Origin of the sequence: Lysobacter sp. FW306-1B-D06B (genome assembly GCF_038446665.1) — a bacterium.
Lineage (GTDB): Bacteria > Pseudomonadota > Gammaproteobacteria > Xanthomonadales > Xanthomonadaceae > Lysobacter_J.
On the sequence record NZ_CP151802.1, the window covers coordinates 705920 to 728279 of the forward strand.

Annotated in this window: 24 protein-coding genes; 7 read left to right on the forward strand and 17 right to left on the reverse strand. The window is 67.5% G+C overall.

Annotated elements, in window-relative coordinates:
- Position 1 precedes the first annotated feature (1 nt).
- Positions 2-394 carry a YchJ family metal-binding protein gene (locus tag AAFF32_RS03230; protein ID WP_216965394.1) on the reverse strand — a complete coding sequence of 131 codons (393 nt, stop codon included), beginning with the start codon at positions 392-394 and terminating at the stop codon, positions 2-4.
- 96 nt (positions 395-490) lie between these two features.
- On the opposite strand from AAFF32_RS03230, the gene AAFF32_RS03235 reads away from it, so the two are divergent.
- From AAFF32_RS03235 to AAFF32_RS03245, 3 genes are all read left to right on the forward strand, one after another.
- The gene (locus tag AAFF32_RS03235) at positions 491-1198 is read left to right on the forward strand and encodes a UPF0149 family protein (RefSeq protein WP_342316473.1); all 708 of its coding nucleotides are present in this window, start codon (positions 491-493) and stop codon (positions 1196-1198) included.
- A 316-nt stretch (positions 1199-1514) separates the two neighbouring features.
- Positions 1515-3740 (forward strand): NADP-dependent isocitrate dehydrogenase, encoded by a 2226-nt coding sequence (locus AAFF32_RS03240; protein ID WP_342316474.1) that lies wholly within the window; start codon positions 1515-1517, stop codon positions 3738-3740.
- A 463-nt stretch (positions 3741-4203) separates the two neighbouring features.
- A complete protein-coding gene (locus AAFF32_RS03245; RefSeq protein WP_342316475.1) occupies positions 4204-5361 on the forward strand; it encodes an oxidoreductase in 1158 nt (385 codons plus the stop codon).
- Positions 5362-5401: 40 nt separating this feature from the next.
- On the opposite strand, the gene AAFF32_RS03250 is transcribed toward AAFF32_RS03245, so the two are convergent.
- From AAFF32_RS03250 to AAFF32_RS03325, 16 genes are all read right to left on the reverse strand, one after another.
- The gene (locus tag AAFF32_RS03250; protein ID WP_342316476.1) at positions 5402-5923 is read right to left on the reverse strand and encodes a demethoxyubiquinone hydroxylase family protein; all 522 of its coding nucleotides are present in this window, start codon (positions 5921-5923) and stop codon (positions 5402-5404) included.
- A 51-nt stretch (positions 5924-5974) separates the two neighbouring features.
- Positions 5975-6346, reverse strand: coding sequence for a DUF6869 domain-containing protein (locus AAFF32_RS03255; RefSeq protein ID WP_342316477.1), 372 nt, complete (start codon positions 6344-6346; stop codon positions 5975-5977).
- A 56-nt stretch (positions 6347-6402) separates the two neighbouring features.
- The gene (locus AAFF32_RS03260; RefSeq protein ID WP_216965026.1) at positions 6403-6852 is read right to left on the reverse strand and encodes a hypothetical protein; all 450 of its coding nucleotides are present in this window, start codon (positions 6850-6852) and stop codon (positions 6403-6405) included.
- Between the two features lie 135 nt (positions 6853-6987).
- Positions 6988-7245, reverse strand: a complete 258-nt coding sequence (locus tag AAFF32_RS03265; protein ID WP_216965024.1) for a hypothetical protein — start codon at positions 7243-7245, stop codon at positions 6988-6990.
- 377 nt (positions 7246-7622) lie between these two features.
- Positions 7623-8183: a hypothetical protein gene (locus AAFF32_RS03270; protein WP_342316478.1), complete on the reverse strand. Its 561-nt coding sequence runs from the start codon at positions 8181-8183 to the stop codon at positions 7623-7625.
- 25 nt (positions 8184-8208) lie between these two features.
- On the reverse strand, positions 8209-8547 hold the full coding sequence (locus AAFF32_RS03275; protein ID WP_342316479.1) for a ribonuclease E inhibitor RraB: 339 nt from the start codon (positions 8545-8547) through the stop codon (positions 8209-8211).
- A 63-nt stretch (positions 8548-8610) separates the two neighbouring features.
- On the reverse strand, positions 8611-8913 hold the full coding sequence (locus AAFF32_RS03280) for a YciI family protein (RefSeq protein WP_342316480.1): 303 nt from the start codon (positions 8911-8913) through the stop codon (positions 8611-8613).
- A gap of 136 nt (positions 8914-9049) precedes the next feature.
- The gene (locus AAFF32_RS03285) at positions 9050-10084 is read right to left on the reverse strand and encodes a DUF4344 domain-containing metallopeptidase (protein WP_216965016.1); all 1035 of its coding nucleotides are present in this window, start codon (positions 10082-10084) and stop codon (positions 9050-9052) included.
- Positions 10085-10202: 118 nt separating this feature from the next.
- Positions 10203-11171, reverse strand: coding sequence for a DMT family transporter (locus AAFF32_RS03290; RefSeq protein WP_216965014.1), 969 nt, complete (start codon positions 11169-11171; stop codon positions 10203-10205).
- A gap of 237 nt (positions 11172-11408) precedes the next feature.
- Complete coding sequence (locus AAFF32_RS03295) at positions 11409-12233, reverse strand: AraC family transcriptional regulator (RefSeq protein WP_342316481.1); 825 nt, start codon at positions 12231-12233, stop codon at positions 11409-11411.
- 24 nt (positions 12234-12257) lie between these two features.
- Positions 12258-13148 carry a hypothetical protein gene (locus tag AAFF32_RS03300; protein ID WP_342316482.1) on the reverse strand — a complete coding sequence of 297 codons (891 nt, stop codon included), beginning with the start codon at positions 13146-13148 and terminating at the stop codon, positions 12258-12260.
- Positions 13149-13210: 62 nt separating this feature from the next.
- Positions 13211-14818 carry a PepSY-associated TM helix domain-containing protein gene (locus AAFF32_RS03305; RefSeq protein WP_342316483.1) on the reverse strand — a complete coding sequence of 536 codons (1608 nt, stop codon included), beginning with the start codon at positions 14816-14818 and terminating at the stop codon, positions 13211-13213.
- Between the two features lie 21 nt (positions 14819-14839).
- Complete coding sequence (locus AAFF32_RS03310) at positions 14840-15103, reverse strand: hypothetical protein (protein WP_216965008.1); 264 nt, start codon at positions 15101-15103, stop codon at positions 14840-14842.
- Positions 15103-15381: a hypothetical protein gene (locus AAFF32_RS03315; RefSeq protein WP_216965006.1), complete on the reverse strand. Its 279-nt coding sequence runs from the start codon at positions 15379-15381 to the stop codon at positions 15103-15105. The genes AAFF32_RS03310 and AAFF32_RS03315 overlap by 1 nt, the downstream gene beginning before the upstream one ends.
- Positions 15382-15395: 14 nt before the next feature.
- The gene (locus AAFF32_RS03320; RefSeq protein ID WP_342316484.1) at positions 15396-17510 is read right to left on the reverse strand and encodes a TonB-dependent siderophore receptor; all 2115 of its coding nucleotides are present in this window, start codon (positions 17508-17510) and stop codon (positions 15396-15398) included.
- A 361-nt stretch (positions 17511-17871) separates the two neighbouring features.
- The gene (locus AAFF32_RS03325; RefSeq protein ID WP_216965001.1) at positions 17872-18084 is read right to left on the reverse strand and encodes a hypothetical protein; all 213 of its coding nucleotides are present in this window, start codon (positions 18082-18084) and stop codon (positions 17872-17874) included.
- Between the two features lie 164 nt (positions 18085-18248).
- Between AAFF32_RS03325 and AAFF32_RS03330 the strand changes: the two genes are divergently transcribed.
- The 4 genes from AAFF32_RS03330 to AAFF32_RS03345 all read left to right on the forward strand — a co-directional run bounded on the left by AAFF32_RS03330 (position 18249) and on the right by AAFF32_RS03345 (position 22331).
- The gene (locus AAFF32_RS03330) at positions 18249-19220 is read left to right on the forward strand and encodes a LysR substrate-binding domain-containing protein (protein WP_342316485.1); all 972 of its coding nucleotides are present in this window, start codon (positions 18249-18251) and stop codon (positions 19218-19220) included.
- A 76-nt stretch (positions 19221-19296) separates the two neighbouring features.
- Positions 19297-20148, forward strand: a complete 852-nt coding sequence (locus AAFF32_RS03335) for a methyltransferase (protein WP_342316486.1) — start codon at positions 19297-19299, stop codon at positions 20146-20148.
- Between the two features lie 106 nt (positions 20149-20254).
- The gene (locus AAFF32_RS03340; protein ID WP_216964994.1) at positions 20255-20788 is read left to right on the forward strand and encodes a pseudouridine synthase; all 534 of its coding nucleotides are present in this window, start codon (positions 20255-20257) and stop codon (positions 20786-20788) included.
- Positions 20789-20906: 118 nt separating this feature from the next.
- Entirely contained in the window at positions 20907-22331 is a 1425-nt protein-coding gene (locus AAFF32_RS03345; RefSeq protein ID WP_342316487.1) for a nicotinate phosphoribosyltransferase, read from the forward strand.
- Positions 22332-22360 lie beyond the last annotated feature (29 nt).

Here is a 22360-nt window from a genome sequence, read left to right on the forward strand (position 1 = left end):
TCTACCGGCCGGGAAACTCGCCGTCCACGTAGAACCAGTGGTCGCCTTCGCGCACGAAGCGGCTCACCTCGTGCATGCGCACCGCCGGCGCGCCGCCGGTCCTGGAGCGCGCGACGAACTCCACCGTCGCATGCATCGCATCCACCGCGACATGGCGCTTCACTTCCAGACCCAGCCAGCGCGTCGCGCCCGCATCGCCCAGGTCGAGATCGTCGGGGCGCGTGTCCGGATGCCAGCTCGCCATCAGGTAGGACACATCGCCCAGCACGTAGGCGGTGTAGCGCGAACGCATCAGCGCCTCAGCGTCGGTCGCCGGGGTGCCGGCGTGGAGTGGCCCGCAACACTGCCCGTAGGGCTTTGCGCGACCGCAGGGACACGGGGCGGAGGGCGGCATCGGGGCGGGCTTGGCGGGGCTCATGCGTGAATTCTCGGCGAGCCCACCCCACTGCGACTACCATGACGCGCCCCCGCGAATACCGAGCCCCATCCGATGAAAGCCCCCGCCTACCTCGACGACGACCAGATCGAACGCCTGGCCGAGCTGCTGGAGCAGCGCGCGGTCCCGTTCAAGGGGTTCAACCTGGAGGCGCTGGACGGCTACCTGTCTGCGCTTGCCGTCGGCCCGGAGACGATTCCCTTCGAGCAGTGGCAGGGCGCCGTATGGGGCACGCCGCCGCGCTGGAAGGACGAAGAGGAGCGCGAGCAGGTCGAAGCGCTGCTGCAGGGCCACTGGAACATGGTCAACCAGCGCGTGCGCCACGGCGACGATGACCTGCCCGACCACCTCGCGCCGCTGCTGTGGCTGCCGGAGAACCCGGACGAGGAGCAGGACGACGAACTCGACGTCGGCCGCGACTGGGCCTTCGGCTTCTTCCGCGGTGTCGAACTGAGCGAGATCGCCTGGGACAAGTGGCTGGACGAGCACGAGTGGGTCGACGAGATCTTCCTGCGTTTCGATCGCCTGGCCAGCGGCGAGATCGTCGGTGAAGACCCCGAACAGCCGGGCGAACCGGTGAGTTACCGCGAGCGCCTGGAAGTCATCGCCTCGCTGCCGGGCATGCTGGCCGACCTGCATCACCTGCGCATCGACGTGCTCACGCCGCGCGAACCCATCCGCCGCGAAGCCACGCCCGACCGCAACGCGCCCTGCCCCTGCGGCAGCGGAAAGAAGTACAAGAAGTGCTGCGGCGCGGTCTGAGCATCGCAACGCTTCCGTAGCCCCGGGTTAGCGCCGCGCACCGGGTCCAGGCTCCGGCAACGCAAATCCCGGGTGCGCTGCGCTTACCCGGGCTACGCGAACCGCCATACCCTCGCGTGCGGTAGCACGAACGTGCCACACGCGCCCCGCGGCCTTCAGCGTTTCGCCCGCACGCTTTGCCGCGCCGCGCTAAACCGCGACAATGCCGGGGTTGCGCGCCCATGCGGCGCGCGCGTCGAACAGGCCGCGCCGAGCGCCATCCCGCGCCGCGTCCACACCGGCCTTCCCACGTCTTCTGCCTGCGAGTCACGCCGACATGCCCAATACGCCCAAGATCCTCTACACGCTGACCGACGAAGCGCCGTTCCTGGCCACGCAGTCGCTGCTTCCGATCATCGAGGCGTACACCGCGCCGGCGGGCATCGCGGTGGAAACGCGCGACATCTCGCTGGCCGGTCGCATCCTGTCGCAGTTCCCCAACGTGCTGAAGGATGACCAGAAGGTCGCCGACGACCTGACCGAACTCGGCCAGCTGGCGACCACGCCGGACGCGAACATCATCAAGCTGCCCAACATCTCCGCCTCGGTGCCGCAGCTCAAGGCCGCCATCGCCGAGCTGCAGGCGCAGGGCTACGCGCTGCCGGACTACCCGGAAGAACCCAAGGGCGAGCAGGAAAGCGACATCAAGGCACGCTACGACCGCGTCAAGGGCAGCGCGGTGAACCCGGTGCTGCGCGAAGGCAATTCGGACCGTCGCGCGCCGCTGTCGGTGAAGAACTACGCGCGCAAGCACCCCCACCGCATGGGCGCGTGGAGCGGCGAATCGACCTCGCACGTCGCGCACATGGACGGCGGCGATTTCTACGGCAGCGAGCAGTCCAAGGTGATCGACAAGGCCGGCACGGTCTCGATCGAGTTCACCGGCAGCGACGGCCGCCGCAACATGCTCAAGACCAACATCAAGGTGCAGGCCGGTGAAGTCATCGACGCCTCGTCGATGAGCGCCAAGGCGCTGTCGCGTTTCGTGGATGCGCAGATCGACGACGCGCTGACCCGCGGCGTGCTGTTCTCGCTGCACCTGAAGGCGACGATGATGAAGGTGTCCGATCCGATCATGTTCGGCATCGTCGTCAAGCGCTTCTACCGCGACACGCTGGCCAAGCACGCCGACGTGCTCGCCAAGGCCGGCTTCGACGCCAACAACGGGATCGGCGACCTCTACGCGCGCCTGCCCTCGCTGCCGCCGGAAACCGTCGCGGCCATCGAGGCCGACATCGTCGCCGAATACACGCGCCGTCCGGCGCTGGCGATGGTGAATTCCGACAAGGGCATCACCAACCTGCACGTGCCCAGCGACGTGATCGTCGACGCCTCGATGCCCGCGATGATCCGCGACTCCGGCCGCATGTGGAACACCGACGGCAAGCTGCAGGACACCAAGGCGATCATCCCCGACCGCTGCTACGCCGGCATCTACCAGGCCGTCATCGACGACTGCCGCGCCAACGGCGCGTTCGATCCGGCGACGATGGGCTCGGTGCCCAACGTCGGCCTGATGGCGCAGAAGGCCGAGGAATACGGCAGCCACGACAAGACCTTCCAGATTCCCGCCGACGGCACCGTGCGCGTGCTCGACGACGCCGGCACCGTGCTGATGGAGCACAAGGTCGAAGCCGGCGACATCTGGCGCATGTGCCAGACCAAGGACGCGCCGATCCAGGACTGGGTGAAGCTCGCCGTGAACCGCGCGCGCCTGTCGAACACGCCGGCCGTGTTCTGGCTGGATCCGCAGCGCGCGCACGACGCCAACCTCATCGCCAAGGTCGAGCGTTACCTGAAGGATCACGACACCGCCGGCCTCGACATCCGCATCCTCTCGCCGGTCGACGCGATGAAGCTTTCGCTCGCGCGCACGCGCGAGGGCAAGGACACGATCTCGGTCACCGGAAACGTGCTGCGCGACTACCTCACCGACCTGTTCCCGATCATGGAGCTGGGCACCAGCGCCAAGATGCTGTCGATCGTGCCGCTGATGGCCGGCGGCGGTTTGTTCGAAACCGGCGCGGGCGGCTCGGCGCCCAAGCACGTGCAGCAGTTCGTCGAAGAGAACTACCTGCGCTGGGATTCGCTGGGCGAGTTCCTCGCGCTGGCCGCGTCGCTCGAACACCTGTCCAACCACACCGGCAACGCACGTGCGAAGGTGCTGGCCGACACGCTGGACGAGGCGAACGCGAAGTTCCTCGACAACGACAAGTCGCCCTCGCGCAAGGTCGGCGGCATCGACAACCGCGGCAGCCACTTCTATCTGGCGATGTACTGGGCGCGCGCGCTGGCCGACCAGTCGGTGGATGCGGAGCTGAAGGCGCGTTTCGCCAAGCTGGCCGACACGCTGGAAGCCAACGAGGAGAAGATAATCGGCGAACTGGCCGCGGTGCAGGGCAAGCCGGTGGACATCGGCGGCTACTACCACCCCGACATGGCGCTGCTCTCCAAGGCGATGCGCCCGAGCCAGACGCTCAACGCGGCGCTGGCGGCGCTGTAAGCCGCGGCTTTGGTGTAGCCCTCTCCTTGAGGGTTGGCGACGCGGCTCTTGCTCCCTCCCCTGCTTGCAGGGGAGGGTTGGGGAGGGGTCGAGAAGCCGCAACGCGGCGAACTCGGCGCTGACGCGCCTCAGAACCCCCTCCCAGCCTCCCCCTGCAAGCAGGGGGAGGCGCTCATCCGTGCCGACGCTTCCGCTTCGCGCTCAGCCGTCCAGGCACACGAGCAGCAACCTCAGTCCGATCAGGTCGGCATGAAGCCGCGCGTGCTCTTCTTCTCGTTCTTCGCCGCCTTCTTCTCTTTCATCGTCTTGGCGGGCTTTTTCTTCTGCTCTTTCTTCTTGTCCAGACCCTTGGCCATGGCCGCGTCCTCCTGATTGGTTGTGACGGCGCGAGCATGGCACAGGTGCTCCCGCCCCTGCATCGCGGCGCATGCCGCGAATGACACGCACGAGGCGCAAGTAGTGCGTGAGCACTTCGTCGGAGGAGACTGAAGTTCCGGGAGGTTCGCTGATTGCCGTCGATGCTGCCGGTAACTGCGCTTGGTATCGTCGGCACCGGAAGGACACGCAGGATGAGACCGGTATGAACAGCGCTTCCGCTGCCACACGCGTCGCCCTGATCGGGTACGGCTATGCCGCGCGAACGTTCCACGCGCCGCTGATCCAGGCCGTGCCCGGCCTGTCATTGGCGCGGATCGCCTCGAGCAGGGTGCACGCCGAGCTGCCCGGCATCGCGGTCGAAGGCGATGCCATGCGGGCGGTCGTCGCCCCCGACGTGGATCTGGTCGTGATCGCCACGCCCAACGACACGCATTTCCCGCTTGCGCAGGCCGCGCTTCGTGCGGGCAAGCATGTCGTCGTCGACAAGCCGCTCACGCCGAGCCTGTCGGAAGCCGTCGAGCTGAGCGCGACGGCGCAGGCGCACGGCCGACTCCTTTGCGCATTCCACAATCGCCGCTGGGACAGCGATTTCCTTTCCGTGCAACAGGCCATGCGCGAAGGCCTCATCGGCGAGGTGCGCCATTTCGAATCGCGCATCGAACGGTTTCGTCCGCAGGTGCGCGATCGCTGGCGCGAGCGACCCGGGCCCGCGACGGGATTGTGGTGGGATCTCGGGCCTCATCTGGTCGACCAGGCGCTGGCCTTGTTCGGATGGCCCGATAGCGTGCAGGCGATGTTCGCGACACAACGCAGCGGTGCGACGACGGAAGACTGGGCGCACGTCGTGCTGGGTTTCGGCCCGGTCAGGGCGGTCCTGCAGGTGGGGATGCTGGCTGCGATTCCCGGGCCGCGCTTCGCCGTGCATGGCACGCGCGGATCGATGATCAAGGTGCGGCCCGATCGTCAGGAGCAGCAGTTGATTGCGGGACTGCGACCCGGCGACCCGCAATGGGGAATCGATGACGACCCGCTGCAATGGCGACGCGATGACGGCCCGATCCAGACGCGACCCGCCCTGTCGGGCGACCAATCGCGGTTCTATGTGGAACTCGCGGACGCCATCGCGGGCAACGGCCCGAATCCTGTTCCGACGGAAGAGGTCATCCGGGGCATGGCCGTCATTGAAGCGGCGATCGTCTCGGCATCGAGCGGATGCGCCGTTTCACCGAAGGTTCCATCCTAGGAACGACGACCCGCGCCCGAGCGCTCCACGTCCGCTCCTTCTACAGCTTCATCCCGGCCCAGATGACCGCCTCGGTCGAGGCTGAAACGAGCGGCTCCAGAATTCGGTAGATCAGACTGCCCTCGACGACCTGCGCTGCGGCCAGGTCGCGGTGGGCGCGCTCTTCGGCCACGATGGAGGCGATCGCAGTGACGGCAGGCGCATCCAGGCCTTGAAGGTCGGCAAGTTGCTTCTCGAGGTGGGCAAGCACGACGCTTTCCACCGCAACGGTTGTCGCCGAAATGGCCGCGCGCCCCAGCAGACCGGTCAGCAGGCCCAACGTGAGGCCTCCCAGTCCGCACAGCCAGTAACTCCTGCAACGCGGACGTCCCCTTCTCTCCAGTTCGGCCCTGAAGATCTCCCGGTGACCGCGCTCATGCGATCGAAACTCGACCAGCTCCGGCACCATGTCCCGCGCGAAGAGGCGGGCCATTGCGATCTGGCCCGTATAGATCGAAATGGCGCCGAATTCACCGGCGTGATTGACCTTGAGGATGCGACTTCCCAGGTCAGTTCGGTCCACTGTTCCTCCGGTAGGCAGATGGATGCGTTTTCTTCGGAGAGGGAGTGGACATCACCACTGGATGCCCCGCGCAACCTCGACGCGTTCCCAAATCTCCGGTGAGGCCTGGTTCTGCCAGACGCCGCCCAGTAGATGGCGAAACGCCGGATCGTGTCGTGCGTGCTGCTCGATGCGCTCTATGAACCTGTCACCTTCATAAGCGATCAGATCCTCCAGCGGACCGGCCGCCAGAGTCCCGAGAACCTTTTGCGGCGGAGACCTGACTAATACGGCCAGGACAAAGGTCCATATCTCCTCAGCAGCCTCCGGTCTAAGCGGCAACAGTGAGCGCTCGAAGACCCACCATAGAGGACTGTCGGGAGTTAACACGTCCTGCGAGCCATACGCCTCGATGTACGCATCGGCCCATTGTTCGATCGACATGGAGTCGTCATTGCGCATGCAGAAGGAGGCCTCCCGCGTGGTCTTCGCTCGATCGGTCACTTCGAGCGCTTCCTCGGCTCGCGCATGCGCCAGGTGCCACCGGGCGCCCTCTCGAACCCGTATGTGAACCGTCTTGTTTGGGAGATCACACCGCGGATCGGCTCATTCGCCATCACCATGGCGTAGTTGTCGCCCGCCTTGTCCGCCAGCGGGCGCAACAGCTGCCAGACCTGCAGCACTTCCTTCCGAAGTGCATCCGAATCCTTCGTCTCCAGGTTCGTCTCGTACCTCAGGAGGAGCGACGGCGGATGGCTGCCATCACCGAAGGCGATGCGCCCGATGCCATAGACGCGGACCTTGGCGCCTGATGGAAGCTGCAGCACCCGGCTGGTTGCGGGCGGCTCTGCTGCGAATGCGACCGGCAGGACGGCCAAAAGCACAAGAAGCACTGCGTTTCGCATGATCCATCCCCCTGGGCGCTTCCATGGCGATACGAGGATGAGCATGTGCTTCCCTGTCCCCTGATCGTCCCGCGACGAGTCTGGAGGGCGTACGGGGCGGTTTCAAGTCGGGGCGGCGACCAGCCGAATGCGTGCGCCGCGTGCGCTGACTGCGCGTTGTGCGTCATCCGCAACGGTCGTTCATGGCAGGTGGCGTTCGAGTGCGGGCCGGATCACATCGACGATCTGTGTCGCCATCTTGCTGTCCAGATCAGCTGCGGCGGCGAGCACGCGCAGGCTGGCGGCCAGCCTGAGGCGCGGATCGGGGATCTTCACGACCTTGAACGTCTTGGTTCCCGGATCGTAAACCAGCATGACGATGGGACCGCCGGCCAGACCGTGCACGACAACCTGGAACTGGGCAAGACGCGGAATCCTGGGAAGCTTCTTCGTCGCCACTTCGTTCTCCTCCTGAGATGGTGACGCAGCGTGCCGAACGTGGCGCCGCAGGTCAGTCCCTACAACGCGCCGCCTTCGATCGACGGGCCAGGCAGACCGCGGTTAGTCGTGCTTTACACGTCGGTCCGTGCGTTTGTGCATCGGCCTGTAGCGGGAAGCGGAAGCGGACTCGCGCGAAGTTGCGAAAGAGTGGCTGGCGCGCAAGCGCGGCTGGCGCGGTCCTGGTCGTGGGCAGTCGTTCGCAGGCGTGTCAGACCACGCTGGCAATGCGCTGGAGACGGCCATAGATGGTTTCGAACTGAGCCAGGTGCGGCGCGAACTTCGACTTGCAGGAAGCAGCCAGAACCTTCGGCAGATCGACGCCGAACCGCGTCCACTCATCGGGCGGGCTTGCGAAATGACGCCATGACAGGTCCCGGCTCCTGGTCGTCGAGCAGGCCAGGGTTGGCCATGAGCAGCTCGAGAATGCCCATCAGCAATGGCGTCCCGCGCTGCAACTGCGCGAGATAGTGCGGGGCGAGGTGTTGCTCGGCATTGGCCGTGCATTGACGAACGATGGCGTCCGCGCCGGAACGTCGCGCATGAGTGGAATGCAGTCCCGCCTGGCGGCCTGCGCCCCGCACGGTCGCACCCAGGTCCTTTTCGAACGCGCAGAAGATCGTGTGGTTATGATCGAAGCGGGCACCCGCCCAGAAAGGACTGTTGAGGTGCGCGTTGACCTGATCGGTCAACGTCACGGCGAAGCCGTGGCTGTACTGCCCCCGGATGCACACCGTGTTCTGCGAGTACGAAACCGGCCCGAGCGGGCGGAGGCATTCCGTGAAGCGTCCGCGGGCGTTGCGATTGAGCCGGTAGTCGGGATTTACTTCCTGGAGAAGCGCCAGGAACACTCGAGGCCACGCGGGAACCTTCGCGCTTGCGGCCGGCGATGTCTGCATGGATGCGTCCGACATGAAGCGGCTGTTACGCCTCGAATCCCCAACCGCCGAGCTTGCCGCCGAATGGCGTCGCCATCTCCAGCAGCTCCGCCTGCCATTGATTGATGGCGGCGTGAATGGGCACCAGCTTCGGATGAACCTGCACGTCCATGGGGAATTCGACGTTGTCCGGGTCATGCGTGCAGCTGACCTTCTCCTCGCAACGCAAAAGCTCGACCGCAAGGTCGATCGCCGACTGGGGCGATGGCATCAGCACGGAGAAGTCGATCTCCCTGCGCCTGGACAGGTCGACGCCTTTCGTTGCCAGGAGCCAGAGGGCATCGCCGTCCTCGTCGGCGGGAAAGGCATTGAAATCACGATCCACGACTCGCTCCTTGAGATCCGGCTTGCAGGGTCGCGATCGTAACCCGATCCGGCAACGCCGGAATCACGACTCCGCGTCGTACATGATCTCGCGCACTTCCTGGGCGCAGCGGCAGGACGCGGCGAACCTGGCGGCCCACATCAGCGCTTCTTCGCGAGAGGGCACTTCAATGATCGAGAAGCCGCCGATGACGGCCTTGGTCTCCGGGTAGGGTCCGTCGGAGACAACGCCATCGGCAGCGACGATGCTCGCCCGCTGGGTCTGGATGCCAGCGCCGAAGATCCAGACGCCGGCCGCCTTGGCCTCACGCACCACGGCGTGCGAAGCCTCGGACACGGCGGGGAGGTCCTCGTCGGGGATCGTCATCGTGCCGTCGTCGAACGAGATCAGGTATCGCGGCATTGGCGCTGTTCTCCCAGGTTTGATGGCGGACAGTGGACACGGCCGTCAATCTCGTCGCCCATACAGCCATGCACAGAGCCGGTCGCGTTGCCGTCAGCACTCACCGGATATACGAGGAATCCGTATTCCGCGCCCGCTCCTCGTCGCGCTGCTCGAACAGGCGGTTCGCCTTTTCTTCCGTCATTTCGTACTTCGGCGCCACGTAAGGCAGCAGCAGGCGCAGCCACGAGCGGCTGATGCGGCGCGATTCCTCGGGGCAGCCCTTGGCACGCGTTTCGGGCAGGTCGCCGTCGGTGACGATGCTCAGGTAACGCGCCGGATCGCTGCCGTACAGCAGGCATTGCAGGTTGAAGTAGCGCTGCTCGCCCAGCGCGTGTTCGTCGGCGTAGGCGTCCAGGTTGTACTCGCCCGTGCTGCGCGCGAGGAACCAGTTCGACGCCATGCGCAGGTTCTCGGTCACCGTGTTCGTGGATTCGTTGAGACCGGCGAAGCGCAGCATCAGCGTGGTCGCGAGCTGGTCGACGGCGTCTTCCTCGCGGCCGGTGATCGGTATCTGCAACAGCGTGATCAGCGCGTGGCCGGTTTCGTGCAGCAGGATGAAACGGAAGTTCGCATCGAGGTAGCGCTGCGCATAGCCTTCGTCGAGCTTGTTCTGCGTGGCGAGGTCGCGGCCGCGCTCGAGCAGCATCTTCATCGTCTCGTAGCACATCACCACTTCGCCGCGTTCGGGCGAGTAGAAGGCGTTGACCTCGCCGCACTCGGCAGTGACGTAGTTGATCGGGCGCGGCAGCATCAGCATGCCGTCGATGGCCTGCACTTCGGGAATGTGGCGCAGCATGTCGCCGTCGTGGGCCATCTTGTAGAACGGCTCCAGCTCGGCGGTCTTGGGCTTCACGTACTCGTAGCCGAACTGCACGCCGCCGGCCTTGGACTCGTCGGCGGACTTGGCGAAGGTCACCGGCTTCAGCACGGCCATGTCGTCGGTCAGGGCCTTTTCGGCTTCCTTGCGGCCTTCCTCGCGGGCGGCGGCCAAGGCCGCGGCCTGGCGCTTGCCGTTGATGAGTGAATAGCCGAACGCGCCGCTCACCACGCCCAGTGCCAGCGACAGCAATACGATCAGGAGTCTCGTGGACATGCGCTTCCCCGTGCGCGTTTCGCAGACGGCGCCGGCCTACGCGGGCGCCACGCGGGGATCGTAACGGCTCGCGCGTGATGGCGGAACCGCGCGGCCTTCACGCCGCGCGCGAGGGCCGTCAGGCGGCGTGGCCCTCGGACACGGCGGGTTCGGGTCGGATGCGCACGGCCCAGAGCACGCCGGCGATCAGCAGGCCGATGCCGGTCAGCGTCAGCGGCTCGGGCATGCGCCCGCGCAGGATGAAGGCGTAGGCCAGCGCGGCGAGCGTCTCGAAGACGATCAGCTGGCCGGCCAATGCGGTGGGCAGGCGCTGGCTGGCGGCGTTCCAGCACAGCGTGCCGATCCACGAGGCGAACAGGCCGATCGCCGCCATCAGCCCGATGAAGAACCACGGGCGCGGGCCGAAGGGCATCGGGAATTCGCTACCGAAGGCGGCCATGCCCGCCCACAGCAGCACGTAGCCCACCAGCGCCAGCGGCAGCGTCGCGATGCCCTGCGCGGTGGCCCAGGTACGCGGGTTGCGGTCGGGATGCGCGCGCAGCCAGTCCGCGTTGCGCAGCGGGTACCAGGTCCAGCAGGCCACGGCGATCACCGCCAGCAGCGCGCCTTGCAGGTAGCGCATGGGGTCGGCATCGGGCTGCGCGCTCAGGGCCTGCAGCTCCACGCGATTCACGCAGGCGATGCCGAGGGCGATCAGCAGCAGCGAGGGCGCCAGGCGGCGCCACGGCAGGCGACCGTCGCGGCGGTGGTCGCGCAGGTTGGCGCTGATGGCGATCACCACGGGCAACGTGCCGATGATCATCGTCGGCAGCGGCGCGCCTGCGCGCTGGATCGCGCTGGCCAGGCAGACGTAATAGAGCAGGTTGCCGATGGCGGCGAGCTTGAGCGCTTCGGTCCAGTCCGCGCGCGACAGACGCCGCAGCGCGGCGCGGTCCATCCACGCCAGCGGCAATGCGATCAGGCCGAAGGCGAGGTAGCGCCCGACCGACTGCAACGTGGCCGGGTATTCCGGCAGCAGCAGTGGGCCGACGAAGACGAGGCCCCACATGAGGCCAGCGGCGAGTGCGTAGAGGGTTCCGGTCCACATGGGGTGTAGCGTGCGGCGGCTTGCGTGGGGTGTCTTGAACGGGATTGCGGTGGCTGCGGACTGAACCCCTTCTCCCGCGCGCGGGAGAAGGTGGCCGAAGGCCGGATGAGGGCAGGCGGAGCGGTAGTGGCGAACATGCGGTCCTGACGGGGCCGATTCGCCGGATCGCCCTTACGTTGTTCTGCCCTCACCCCAACCCCTCTCCCGCAAACGGGAGAGGGGCTCAACGGCTTCGGCTTACGAACGCACCTGCCGCTGATACCGCGCCGGCGTCACCCCGTAACGCCGCGCGAACGCGCGCGTCAGATGCGCCTGGTCGCTCAGGCCGACCTCGGCCGCGACGCGCGCCGGCGCATCCCCGCGCGCGAGGCGTTGCTTGGCCTGGAACAATCGCAGCGCCATCAGCATCTGCTGCGGCGTGGCGTCGTACTGATCGCGGAAGGCGCGCAGGAAATGGAACGGGCTCAGGCCCGCCACCGCCGCCAGCTCATCCAGCGTGACCCGTTGCGCCAGGTTGTCGCGCAGGTAGTCGACGACGCCCGCGAACCGCGGCGCCGCATGCGTTCGCAACGGCCGGGCAGCGCGCGCCTGGTCATCGAAACCGTCGAGCAGCGAAAGCAGCAGGCCGTCGAAGGCGAGCGGCTCATCCGCGCACCACAACGCATCCAGCAACGCGGTGACGCGACGCGCGCGGGCCGCGTCGTGGTCCACCGCATCGGCGAACCACAGACCGCGTCGGCCGGTCACTTCCTCCACCACGTCGGCGTCGATGTACGCCATGCGGTAACGCCAGCCGCCGACGGTCTCGGCGCGCCCGGTGTGCAGCACGTCGGGATTCATCATCACCCGCGAATCCGCAGGTGCCAGATGGTCGCTGCCGCGGTAGCGGAAGCGCTCCACGCCCGATTCGATCGCGCCGAGCCCGTAGGCCTCGTGCGTGTGCGGATCGAACGTATGACGCACGATGTGCGCGCGATACAACTCCACGCCCGCGCGATGCGCCGGGCGCCGGAACTGCGCCACGTCGAGCGGGTGGTCGAATTGTTCGGGCACGCCCTGCATGGCCCGATCATGCCACGCGTGGTGTCAGGCGCGGCGCTTGGCCGGCGGCAGCAGCGCGTTGGCCGCGCGCCGCAACTTCAACGACAACGCGTGGAAGCCCGCACCCGTGGGATGCATCTCGTCGAACCACTGGTCCGCCCGGCGCAGGGTCCCGCGCAGGTCGACGAAGCTGAAGAGGCCGGAGAACTCCGCGCGCGCGGCCAGCGGTTGCAGCACCTGGTCGTGGAAGCCGTCGATCAGCAGCGCGGCGAAGCGCCGCTGCTGCGCCACCTGCGGCAGCACGTGCGCGACGTGCGGCGCGATCCACGGGCCGATGTTGTTCATAAGCAGGGCCGCGGCGCCAAGGTTGGCGACGGTCAGCTGCGCCGGCGCGCCCATGCGCTGCGGGTAGTCGTAGGTGTGGGCGAGGATCGGCGTGGCCGGATGGATGCGCTTGAAGGCGCGCAGGAAGCGCTGGTACGCGCCGCGCACTTCCTCGAAACGGCGCGAACGCTCCACGCGCGCGAACGCCTGCTCGGGCGTCATCGGGCCCTGCCCCGCGAACAGTCCCTGCAGGAAGGCGGCGACGAAATCGTTGCCGCCGGCGCTGATCAGCACGACGTCGAACGCGAAGCCCTCGTACCAGTCGGCCAGGTCGTCGATGCGACGCTCGGTGAAGATGTCGATCGCCAGGTCACCGCTCTTTTCGGTGCGGAAGAACAGCCCGCCCGCGCCGAACTGCGGCACGCCGCGTTCCTCGTCCTGCGGCGTGGGAAACACCAGCCAGTCCAGCAGGTTCATCGCCAGGGGCGTGGAGAACCACGAGTCGCCTTCGCAGAAGAACACCGGCGTGCGCGCGGCCAGCTGCGGCTGGCGCTGCAATGCGCGGTAGATGCGGCGGAACTCGCCGCGCTGGGTGGTGAGGGTGGAGGGCATGACGGGCCTGTCGTGTTTCGCGGCGTCCTTATCGCAGAACGTCGCGAACGGCCCGTGACGGCCTACGCCTGCGGCGCCTGCACCCTGGATGCCACCGGCGCCGGCGACGCCGACCACACGCTGTTCGCCTCACCTTCGCGCATGCGTCGTGCCGTGACCCGCGCCAGCCACGCGAAGCCGACCGCCATCGCGATCGCGCCCGCGTCGATGGCGAACAGCGCCCATTGCCCGGCGGCGGCGCTGGCCCACCACCACGCGCCGGTGACGGCGCCGTGCGCGACGGGAATCAGCGCAGTCGTCACCGCGGCGGCCCACAGCAGCTCCTGCGCGGCGCGGATCGGCGGACGCAGCGCGGCCCACAATGCGCACAGGCCCCAGGCGACGAAGCAGGCGAAATTCACGCCGAAGCCGAGTTCGACGGCCGCGAACGCCGGCGCCTGCAACAGCTGCGTGGCGATGAACGCGACGGAGATCGCCACGCACACGCCGATGCACACGCCGACCGTGGCGCGCGCCATCCACAGCTGCGCGCGGCCCTGTTCGGCCTGGCGGCGCTTGCGGCGCGATTCGATCCACAACAGGTTGCCGGAATAGAACAGGAACGCGCCGCCCAGTCCGAGCAGGAAGTACAGCCATTGCACCCAGTGGTTGCCGTATTCGCCGAAATGCAGTGCATAGGCCGACGACAGCGTGGCGTGGTTCGCGTCGCGCAGGCCGGGGAGCTGGGTGGCGAGCTTCGCGCCGGTGTTGGCGTTCATCGCGACCGCGCCCAGCGGACCGAGCGAGCCGGGCGATGCGCCGGTGATTTCGATCGTCGCGTTCGCATCGCCCGCGTTGCTGAGCTTGAGGTAGGCCGGTTCGAAGGATGCGACGCCTTGCTCGTTCGCGATCGCGATGGAACGCTCGCGCCACATCGCCAACGAACCGAGCGCCTGTTCGCGATTCGCCGGCGCGACGACCGGTGCGGTGTCCATCGCCGGGCCCAGCGCGGACATGAGCTGGCCGCGGTAGATCAGCGGGTTCAGCGCGAACATCGCGATCATCACCAGGCACAGCATCGCGCCGGTGACGGCGAACATGATGTGCATCGGCAGGCTGAGCACGCCGATGACGTTGTGCGCGTCCTGCCACATGCGCTTGAGGTTGCGGCCCGGGCGCAGCGCGAACAGGTCCTCGACGAGCTTGGGCAGGTGGATGATCACGCCGGAGATCAGCGCCAGGCCGTAGAGCAGGCTGACGATGCCCATCAGGTACGTGCCGGCGACGGGGATGCCGAGCGAGTAGTGCAGCGCGTTCACCAGCTCCGACAGCGCGCCGCCGGGCATTTCGTCCCGCCCTTCGGGATGCTCGGTGGTGGCGTAACGCCACGTGCCCTTCGCGTCCTGCCAGTAGGTGGCGGTGATCGGGTATTCCTCGCCCGGGAACACCATGCCCACATGCTTGCGTGATTCGGGATGGCGCTCGAGCGTTTCGTCGAGCAGGCGCTGCGCATCGTCCAGCGTCTGCGCTTTCGCGTTCACGCCTTGCGGCGACTGCCACGCCTGCAGGTCGTGGTGGAAGATGGTGATCGCGCCGGCATAGAACGCGACGAACAGTGCGAAGCCCGCGACCAGGCCCACCCACGTATGCAACGTGGTGAAGGTGCGCAGCGTGTTGGAGGAGATCTTCATCGCGGCCTCACTTGATCGTGCTTACTCGAGCACGCCCAGCCATTGCAGCAGCCACAGCGCGCCCAGCGTCGCTACGGCCAGGCCGCTGAGCCACGCCCACGCACGCTTGCCGTTGGCGAACTGGAAGCTCGCACCCATCACCGCCATCCACACCACGAAGAACGCGATGATCCCCGCCACCAACGTGCCCTGCCAGGGGCCCGGCAGCGCGAAGGAGAACAGCCCGACGAGCCCTGCCGACAGCAGGAAGCCCGGCACGATGCCGGCGAATGCGCGCGCCCACATCAGTGCGATCCTCCGTTGCTCTGCGGCGCGGTGCGCCAGGCAAGGTACGGCAGCGCCATCAGCCCGCCCATCCACGTACCGAGCATCGCGCACAACCCGGCGCCGACGCCGAGCTGCGCGATCCACAACGCCAGCGCCAGCACGGCCAGCACCGCGCCAATCGTGTTGCCGCGCCGTCCGCGCTGCCGCCACGACGGCCAGCGGCAGTGCGGCGACGCGGCGTACAGCGCCGCCGCCGAAAGCAGCGAAGCGATGATGGCGGCGAGCGTGGCGATCATGGCGCGGCCTCAACTCACCACTGGAAGCGCGCGGTGGCGGTGACGGTGCGCGGGTAGCCGTAGTAGCACCAGGCCGCGCTGTTGCAGGTGGCGATGTATTCCTTGTCGCCCACGTTCGCGGCGTTGAGCTGCAGGCGCCACGCACCGATGTCGTAGTGCACCGAGGCGTCGAATAGCGTGTACGACGGCGTCTGGTAAAGGTTGTACGCGTCGCCGTAATGCTCGCCCGTGTAGCGCACGCCCGCGCCGAAGCCCAGGCCCGCCAGCGTGCCGGCGGTGATGGTGTAGTCCGCGCCGAGCGAGGCGACGTTCTTGGGCTGCAGCGGGATTTCCGCACCCAGCGACAGCGGGTCGGTGGTCTTGGTCACTTCCGAATCGGCGTAGGTGTAGGCACCGAAGACGCTCAGGCCGTTGCCGATGTTCCAGCGGCCTTCCAGTTCGACGCCGCGCACCTTGATCTCGCCCTGCTGGATCTGGAAGAAGGTGTGGTTCGGATCGACGACCAGCGTGTTCTCCTGCAACAGCTCGTACACCGCCAGCGTGGCGAGGATGCGGTTGTTGTCCGGCTGATACTTGATGCCGACCTCGGTCTGCTCGCCGGTCGTCGGCACGAAGGCGCGACCGTTGAAGTCCGTGCCCACGGTGGGCTGGAACGACTGCGACCAGCCGATGTACGGCGCCAGGCCGTTGTCGAACAGGTAATTCACGCCGACGCGGCCGGAGAACTTGTCGTCGCTCTGGTGCGACTGCGCGCCGCCGATCACTTCATGCGTATCGGTGCCGACCCAGTCCTGGCGCGCGCCCAGCGTGACCACCCAGCGGTCCAGCTTCATCTGGTCCTGCGCGTACAGGCCGAACTGCGACTGCTCCTGGCGCGTGCGCGAGGTGTAGTCGGGTTCGACGATCGGCGCGCCGTAGACCGGATTGAAGATGTCGAGCGTCGGCGCACCGGCGAAGGTGAAGGCGGACGCGTAGTCGTTGCGTGCGCGGCGGAAGTCCAGGCCGGTGAGCAGCGTGTGCTCGACCGCACCCGTGTCGAAATGGAACAGCAGCTGGTTATCGACGCCGAAGGTCTTGCTCTCTTCCTCGGTCTTCCACAGGTAGCGGAACAGCGTGCGCTGGTCGGCGAGCAGGCCGAACGCACCGACCGACGTGCTCGGGTCGATCTCGGTCACGCCATAGCGCAGGTTCTGGCGAAAGGTGGTGCCGCCGCCGAAGTCGTGGAAGTACTCCCAGCCGAACGACGTCATCGTCTTGTCGTAGTCGTTGAAGCCCGGCTCGCCGGTGAAACGGTTCTGCGGGATCTTGCCGTTCGGGTTCGGCAGCAGCGTGCCTTCCTGCGGCAGGAAGCCGGCGCCGGCGACGGTGTCGTTCTTCTGGTAGCGCGCGAGCAGCGTGAGCGAGTTGGCTTCGTCCGGCTTCCACGTCAGCGCCGGGGCGATGAAGTAACGGTCGTCGTGGACGTAGTCGGTCACGTCGTCGCTGTTGCGCGCCAGCGCGGTCAGGCGGTAGGTCCACACGCCGTCGTCGGTGAGCTTGCCGCCGAAGTCGGCGGCGACCTGGAACAGATCGTAGTTGCCGACCTGCACTTCCACTTCGCGCAGGGTTTCCTGCGTCGGGCGCTTGCTGACGTAGTTGAGCATGCCGCCGGGCGGCATCGCGCCGTAGGCGACCGACGCCGGGCCCTTCAGCACTTCCACGCGCTCCAGGCCGTAGGGCTCGACGCGGGTGATGCCGGTGCCGGAGCCTTCCGCCAACGACAGGCCGTCCATGTAGCGCGCCGGCGTAAAGCCGCGCAGCAGGAGCCAGTCGCTGCGCGGATCGCCGCCGTAGCCGCCGCCCTGCGCGCCGGCCGTGTACCACACGGCCTCCTCGATGCCGTGGATCGCGCGGTCCTTCATCTGCTGGTCGGTGACGACGGAGATCGACTGCGGGATCTCGCGGATCGGGGTGTCGGTCTTGGTGGCCGTGCCGGCGCTGCGGGCGATCGGCGCCCGCACCTGGACGGCGTCCAGATCGGTAGCGTCCTGGGCGAGGGCGGGCGTGGCCGCGCCGGCCAGCAGCGCGAGGGCGAGGGCGTGGCGGATCGAGACCGGCAGCGACCGGACGGAGGAGCGGAAGGGGCGCATCGGGGACCTGTGGCGTCTGGGAGCTGGACCCCGTCCATGGAGCGCCGGTGGAAAGACACCGGTGGCCAGCAAAATGAGAATCGTTCGCGATTGTAGGGCCTTCACCCCGCGCGAACAATCGAGCCGTTGTCTCGGGCGCTGGTAGGAGACAAAAAAACGCCGCCCGGGGGGCGGCGTTGGGGGAAGGAAACGGACTGCTGGGGGACTGGGCTATGAACCTTGCCGGCCCGCGGAAGGTCAGGGCGATCGGGAAGGTTCGAGCGGATCTGGTGGACTTTGTTGAGCGAGCGGATCAGCGGAGGCATTCACGCGGAGGGATGCATTGGACGAATCACTCCCGCCGTACGCCGGAAAAGGCGCGTCAGCGGCAGCCGCCCAGCGCGAGACCGGCGTCGAACGGCAACACTGCCGGCTTCTCGCCGCGCGCCGCCTTCGCGTGGCCGAGATGGCCGAAGAAGCGCGCCGAAGCGATGCGGTTGCCGTAACCGGTGGAATACCGATCGTCGCCCTCGTCGAAGGCGCGGGGCTCGGCGTGGTTGTCCTGCGGGAACAGCAGATTGGTAAAGACGTTCATGGCGTACTCCCGGTGTGCGATGGCCTGCCTGGCGTGGACAACTTCCTTGATTGAGTTGCAAGATACGCCCGCGCCAGGGCCTGAAAAAGCGACGGTTCTGCAAGCCAGCGTTGAATCTGGCTCAAGGATCGAAGCCCCGCGCAGGGTTCCCGGGAGGAGGTCGAATGAGTCGTCCGCCGTTGCAGGCGTTGCTGGGATTCATCGCCGCCGCGCGCGCAGGGAACCTCACCCGCGCGGCCGAGTCGATGCACCTCACCGTCAGCGCTTTGAGCCATCAGGTCCGTGCGATCGAGGAACGCCTCGACCGTCGTCTCTTCGTGCGCGGCGCGCGCGGCGTGAAACTCACCGAGCACGGCCAGGCGCTGTACGACCGCATCGCGCCGCACCTGGAGGCGATCGAACAGGCGCTCGCGCCGCGCCGCGTGCGCCGCGACGACGCGCTCACCCTCACGCTGATGCCTTCCTTCGCTTCCAGCTGGCTGGTGCCGCGCCTGCCGCGCTTCCTCGCCACGCATCCGCAGCTGGAGATCAGCCTGCAATCCAACGTCGATCCCATCGACTTCGCGCGCGAAACCGTCATCGACGCCGGCATCCGTTTCGGCCCGGGCAAGTGGCCGGGACTGGAAGCGGTGCACCTGTTCGACGACTGGATGACCCCGACCGCGAGCCCGGCGCTGATCGAACGCCTCGGCCGCCCGACCCTGGCGAACCTGAGCGAGTTCCCGCTGCTCGGCGCGCCCGGCGGGCGCTGGAGCGAGTGGTTCGCGCGTTACGGCGGCACGCCGCCGGCGCGGTTCGTGGCGATTTTCGACGACTCGGAAAACCTGCACCGTGCCGCCGCCGAAGGCATGGGCATCGTGCTCGGCCGCGTGACGCTGGCACGGCCGCTGGTGGAGGCCGGGCGGCTGGTGGAGCTGTTCGACGAGCGGCTGAAGACCGAGTTCGCCCACTACCTCGTGTACCCGTCGCGTTCGCGCGATCACCGCGGTCTGGCGTTGTTCCGCGACTGGCTCCTGGAAGAAGCCGCGCAATACGCGACCAGCGACGCGATGACGCCACGCGTCGCCAAGCCCGCGCGCAAACCGGCGTCGCGCAAGCCCGCCCCGCCCAAACGCCGCCCCCGTGCCGTCCGTTGATGGTGGCGGCCACGGCGTTGGCGGTAGTCTGGCGCCCCGTTCACCGGTCGCCCCCGTCCACCACATGGAGATCCGCATGAAACGCCTGCTTCTCGCCGCACTCGTTCCCGCCCTGCTCGTCGCGCACGCCGGCATGGCCGCGCAGCCCAAAGCCAAGCCCGCAGCGAAGGCCGCCGCGAGCGCCGCCGTCGATCCGGCCCTGCAGGCCGCACTGGCCTCGACCACGCGCGATCCGAAGAACGTGCTGCGCGATCAGTACCGCCATCCGGCGCAGACGCTGAGCTTCTTCGGCGTGAAGCCGAACCAGACCGTCGTGGAGATCACCCCCGGCGGCGGCTGGTACACCGAAATCCTCGCGCCCTACCTGAAGGACGGCGGCCAGTACGTCGCGGCCATGTACGACCCCGCGATCCCGAACCAGCCGCAGTACCGCTACCGCCAGAGCAAGGCGATGGGCGAGCGCTTCGCCAACACGCAGGTGTACGGCAAGCCGGAAGTCCGCAACTTCGATCCCAAGGCACCGAACTTCGGCCCGGCCGGTTCGGCCGATGTCGTGCTCACCTTCCGCAACGCCCACAACTGGGTCGACGACGGCACGGCGGACGCGTACTTCAAGGCGTTCTTCGACGTGCTCAAGCCGGGCGGCACGCTCGGCCTGGTCGACCACCGCGCCAAGCCGGGCACGGACCTGGAGAAGATGAAGACCTCCGGCTATCTCACCGAAGCATTGGTGATCGAACTGGCGCAGAAGGCCGGCTTCAAGCTCGACGCGAAGAGCGAGATCAACGCGAACCCGAAGGACACCGCCGACCATCCCAACGGCGTGTGGACGCTGCCGCCGACCAACCAGCACGACGCCAAGGACGATGCGAAGTACAAGGCGATCGGCGAGAGCGACCGGATGACGTTGCGGTTTGTGAAGCCGTAAAAACGGGATTCGGGATTCGGGAATGGGGATTCGCAAGAGCGGATCCCCCTCGCGGCAAGCCTGCTTTTACGAATCCCGAATCTCGATTCCCGAATCCCGGCTTTCCATGCTCATCGCCTTCAACAAACCCTACGGCGTGCTGTGCCAGTTCACCGACCGCAGCACGCCGCCGCGGCGCACGCTGGCCGAGTTCGGCCTGCCGCCGGATGTGTACGCGGCCGGTCGCCTCGATCACGACAGCGAGGGGCTGTTGCTGCTCACCGACGACGGCACGCTCGCGCATCGCCTGACCGACCCGCGCCACAAGCAGCCCAAGACCTATTGGGTGCAGGTGGAAGGCGAGCCGGACGAGACGAAGATCGACGCACTGCGGCACGGCGTGGTGCTCAACGATGGACCGACGCGCCCGGCGAAGGTGAAGCGCATCGAGCCTCCGGCGCTGTGGCCGCGCGATCCGCCGGTGCGCTTCCGCAAGACCGTGCCCGATGCGTGGCTGGAGATCGCCATCACCGAAGGCCGCAACCGACAGGTTCGACGCATGACCGCCGCCATCGGCCTGCCGACGCTGCGGCTGGTGCGCGTGGCGGTGGGTGCGCATCGGCTCGAGGGCCTCGCGCCGGGCGAGTGGCGCGCCGTGTAATGCAATGGCGCGGCCATGACGCCGCGCAGCGCACGATGCCGTCGCCGATCGTTGCGTCCGATCAAGCGCGCCCGCGGCGCCACCGGACACCATCGCCGCACCGCCCGGATACGACGCCATGGATTTCCTCGACAACCTGCTCCTCAACACCGACAGCTACAAAGCCAGCCATTGGCTGCAGTACCCGCCGGGCACGGACGCGACGTTCTTCTACGTCGAGTCGCGCGGCGGCCTGTACGACCGCACGGTGTTCTTCGGATTGCAGACGATCCTCAAGCAGTACCTGTCGCGGCGCGTCACGCACGAAGACATCGACCAGGCGCGCGAGCTCTTCGCCGCGCACGGCGAGCCGTTCAACGAGGCCGGCTGGCGCGACATCGTGCAGCGACACGACGGCCGCCTGCCGCTGCGCATCCGCGCCGTTCCCGAAGGCACGGTGGTGCCCACGCACCAGGCGCTGGTAACGATCGAATCCACCGATCCGCACGCGTGCTGGGTGCCCTCCTACGTCGAAACGCTGCTGCTGCGGCTGTGGTACCCGGTGACGGTGGCGACGACGAGCTGGCATGCGAAGCAGACGATCCGCCAGTTCCTGGAACGCACCAGCGACGATCCCGAAGGCCAGTTGCCGTACAAGCTGCACGACTTCGGCGCGCGCGGCGTGTCGAGCACGGAATCGGCGGCGATCGGCGGGCTCTCGCACCTGGTGAACTTCAGGGGCACCGACACGGTGTCCGGTCTGCTCGCGGCGCGTGTCTACTACCACGAACCGATGGCAGCCCATTCCATCCCCGCCGCCGAGCACAGCACGATCACCGCCTGGGGCCGCGAACGCGAGGTCGATGCCTACCGCAACATGCTGCGTCAGTTCGCGCGTCCGGGGGCGATCGTCGCGGTGGTCTCGGACAGTTACGACATCTACCGCGCCGTGTCCGAGCACTGGGGCCGCACGTTGCGCGATGAAGTCATCGCCTCCGGCGCGACGGTGGTGATCCGGCCCGATTCCGGCGATCCGGTCGAGGTGGTGCACCAGTGCCTGCTGCGGCTGGACGAGGCCTTCGGCCACGACGTGAATGCAAATGGCTACCGCGTGCTGCGGCACGTGCGCGTGATCCAGGGCGACGGCATCAACCCGACCAGCATCCGCGCCATCCTCGAACGCGCCACGCGCGCCGGCTACGCCACCGACAACCTCGCCTTCGGCATGGGCGGCGCGCTGCTGCAGCGGCTGGATCGCGACACGCAGAAGTTCGCGCTGAAGTGCTCCGCCGCACGCGTGGACGGCCGGTGGATCGACGTCTACAAGGACCCTGTCACCGACAAGGGCAAGGCGAGCAAGCGCGGGCGCATGACGCTGGTGCGGCATGCCGGATCCGGTGAGTACCGCACGATCGCGCTGCCGGGCGAAGCCGTTTCGCTGGACGCCGCGCACGCGCCACCGGGTTGCGAGGACGCGCTGGTCACCGTGTGGGAAGACGGCGAACTTCTGAGCGACTGGACGCTGGCCCAGGTACGCGAGCGCGCCGACGCCGAACGGCTTTAAGCCCCATCGTCGGCATCCCCGCGAAAGCG

Excerpts from the sequence above, each read along its gene's own strand:
- AAFF32_RS03230 (WP_216965394.1), bottom strand. The coding sequence starts at position 394 with ATGCCGCCCTCCGCCCCGTGTCCCTGCGGTCGCGCAAAGCCCTACGGG.
- AAFF32_RS03235 (WP_342316473.1), top strand. The coding sequence starts at position 491 with ATGAAAGCCCCCGCCTACCTCGACGACGACCAGATCGAACGCCTGGCC.
- AAFF32_RS03240 (WP_342316474.1), top strand. The coding sequence starts at position 1,515 with ATGCCCAATACGCCCAAGATCCTCTACACGCTGACCGACGAAGCGCCG.
- AAFF32_RS03255 (WP_342316477.1), bottom strand. The coding sequence starts at position 6,346 with ATGTCGATCGAACAATGGGCCGATGCGTACATCGAGGCGTATGGCTCG.
- AAFF32_RS03260 (WP_216965026.1), bottom strand. The coding sequence starts at position 6,852 with ATGCTCATCCTCGTATCGCCATGGAAGCGCCCAGGGGGATGGATCATG.
- AAFF32_RS03270 (WP_342316478.1), bottom strand. The coding sequence starts at position 8,183 with ATGCAGACATCGCCGGCCGCAAGCGCGAAGGTTCCCGCGTGGCCTCGA.
- AAFF32_RS03280 (WP_342316480.1), bottom strand. The coding sequence starts at position 8,913 with ATGACGATCCCCGACGAGGACCTCCCCGCCGTGTCCGAGGCTTCGCAC.
- AAFF32_RS03285 (WP_216965016.1), bottom strand. The coding sequence starts at position 10,084 with ATGTCCACGAGACTCCTGATCGTATTGCTGTCGCTGGCACTGGGCGTG.
- AAFF32_RS03290 (WP_216965014.1), bottom strand. The coding sequence starts at position 11,171 with ATGTGGACCGGAACCCTCTACGCACTCGCCGCTGGCCTCATGTGGGGC.
- AAFF32_RS03295 (WP_342316481.1), bottom strand. The coding sequence starts at position 12,233 with ATGCAGGGCGTGCCCGAACAATTCGACCACCCGCTCGACGTGGCGCAG.
- AAFF32_RS03300 (WP_342316482.1), bottom strand. The coding sequence starts at position 13,148 with ATGCCCTCCACCCTCACCACCCAGCGCGGCGAGTTCCGCCGCATCTAC.
- AAFF32_RS03305 (WP_342316483.1), bottom strand. The coding sequence starts at position 14,818 with ATGAAGATCTCCTCCAACACGCTGCGCACCTTCACCACGTTGCATACG.
- AAFF32_RS03310 (WP_216965008.1), bottom strand. The coding sequence starts at position 15,103 with ATGTGGGCGCGCGCATTCGCCGGCATCGTGCCGGGCTTCCTGCTGTCG.
- AAFF32_RS03315 (WP_216965006.1), bottom strand. The coding sequence starts at position 15,381 with ATGATCGCCACGCTCGCCGCCATCATCGCTTCGCTGCTTTCGGCGGCG.
- AAFF32_RS03320 (WP_342316484.1), bottom strand. The coding sequence starts at position 17,510 with ATGCGCCCCTTCCGCTCCTCCGTCCGGTCGCTGCCGGTCTCGATCCGC.
- AAFF32_RS03325 (WP_216965001.1), bottom strand. The coding sequence starts at position 18,084 with ATGAACGTCTTTACCAATCTGCTGTTCCCGCAGGACAACCACGCCGAG.
- AAFF32_RS03330 (WP_342316485.1), top strand. The coding sequence starts at position 18,249 with ATGAGTCGTCCGCCGTTGCAGGCGTTGCTGGGATTCATCGCCGCCGCG.
- AAFF32_RS03335 (WP_342316486.1), top strand. The coding sequence starts at position 19,297 with ATGAAACGCCTGCTTCTCGCCGCACTCGTTCCCGCCCTGCTCGTCGCG.
- AAFF32_RS03340 (WP_216964994.1), top strand. The coding sequence starts at position 20,255 with ATGCTCATCGCCTTCAACAAACCCTACGGCGTGCTGTGCCAGTTCACC.
- AAFF32_RS03345 (WP_342316487.1), top strand. The coding sequence starts at position 20,907 with ATGGATTTCCTCGACAACCTGCTCCTCAACACCGACAGCTACAAAGCC.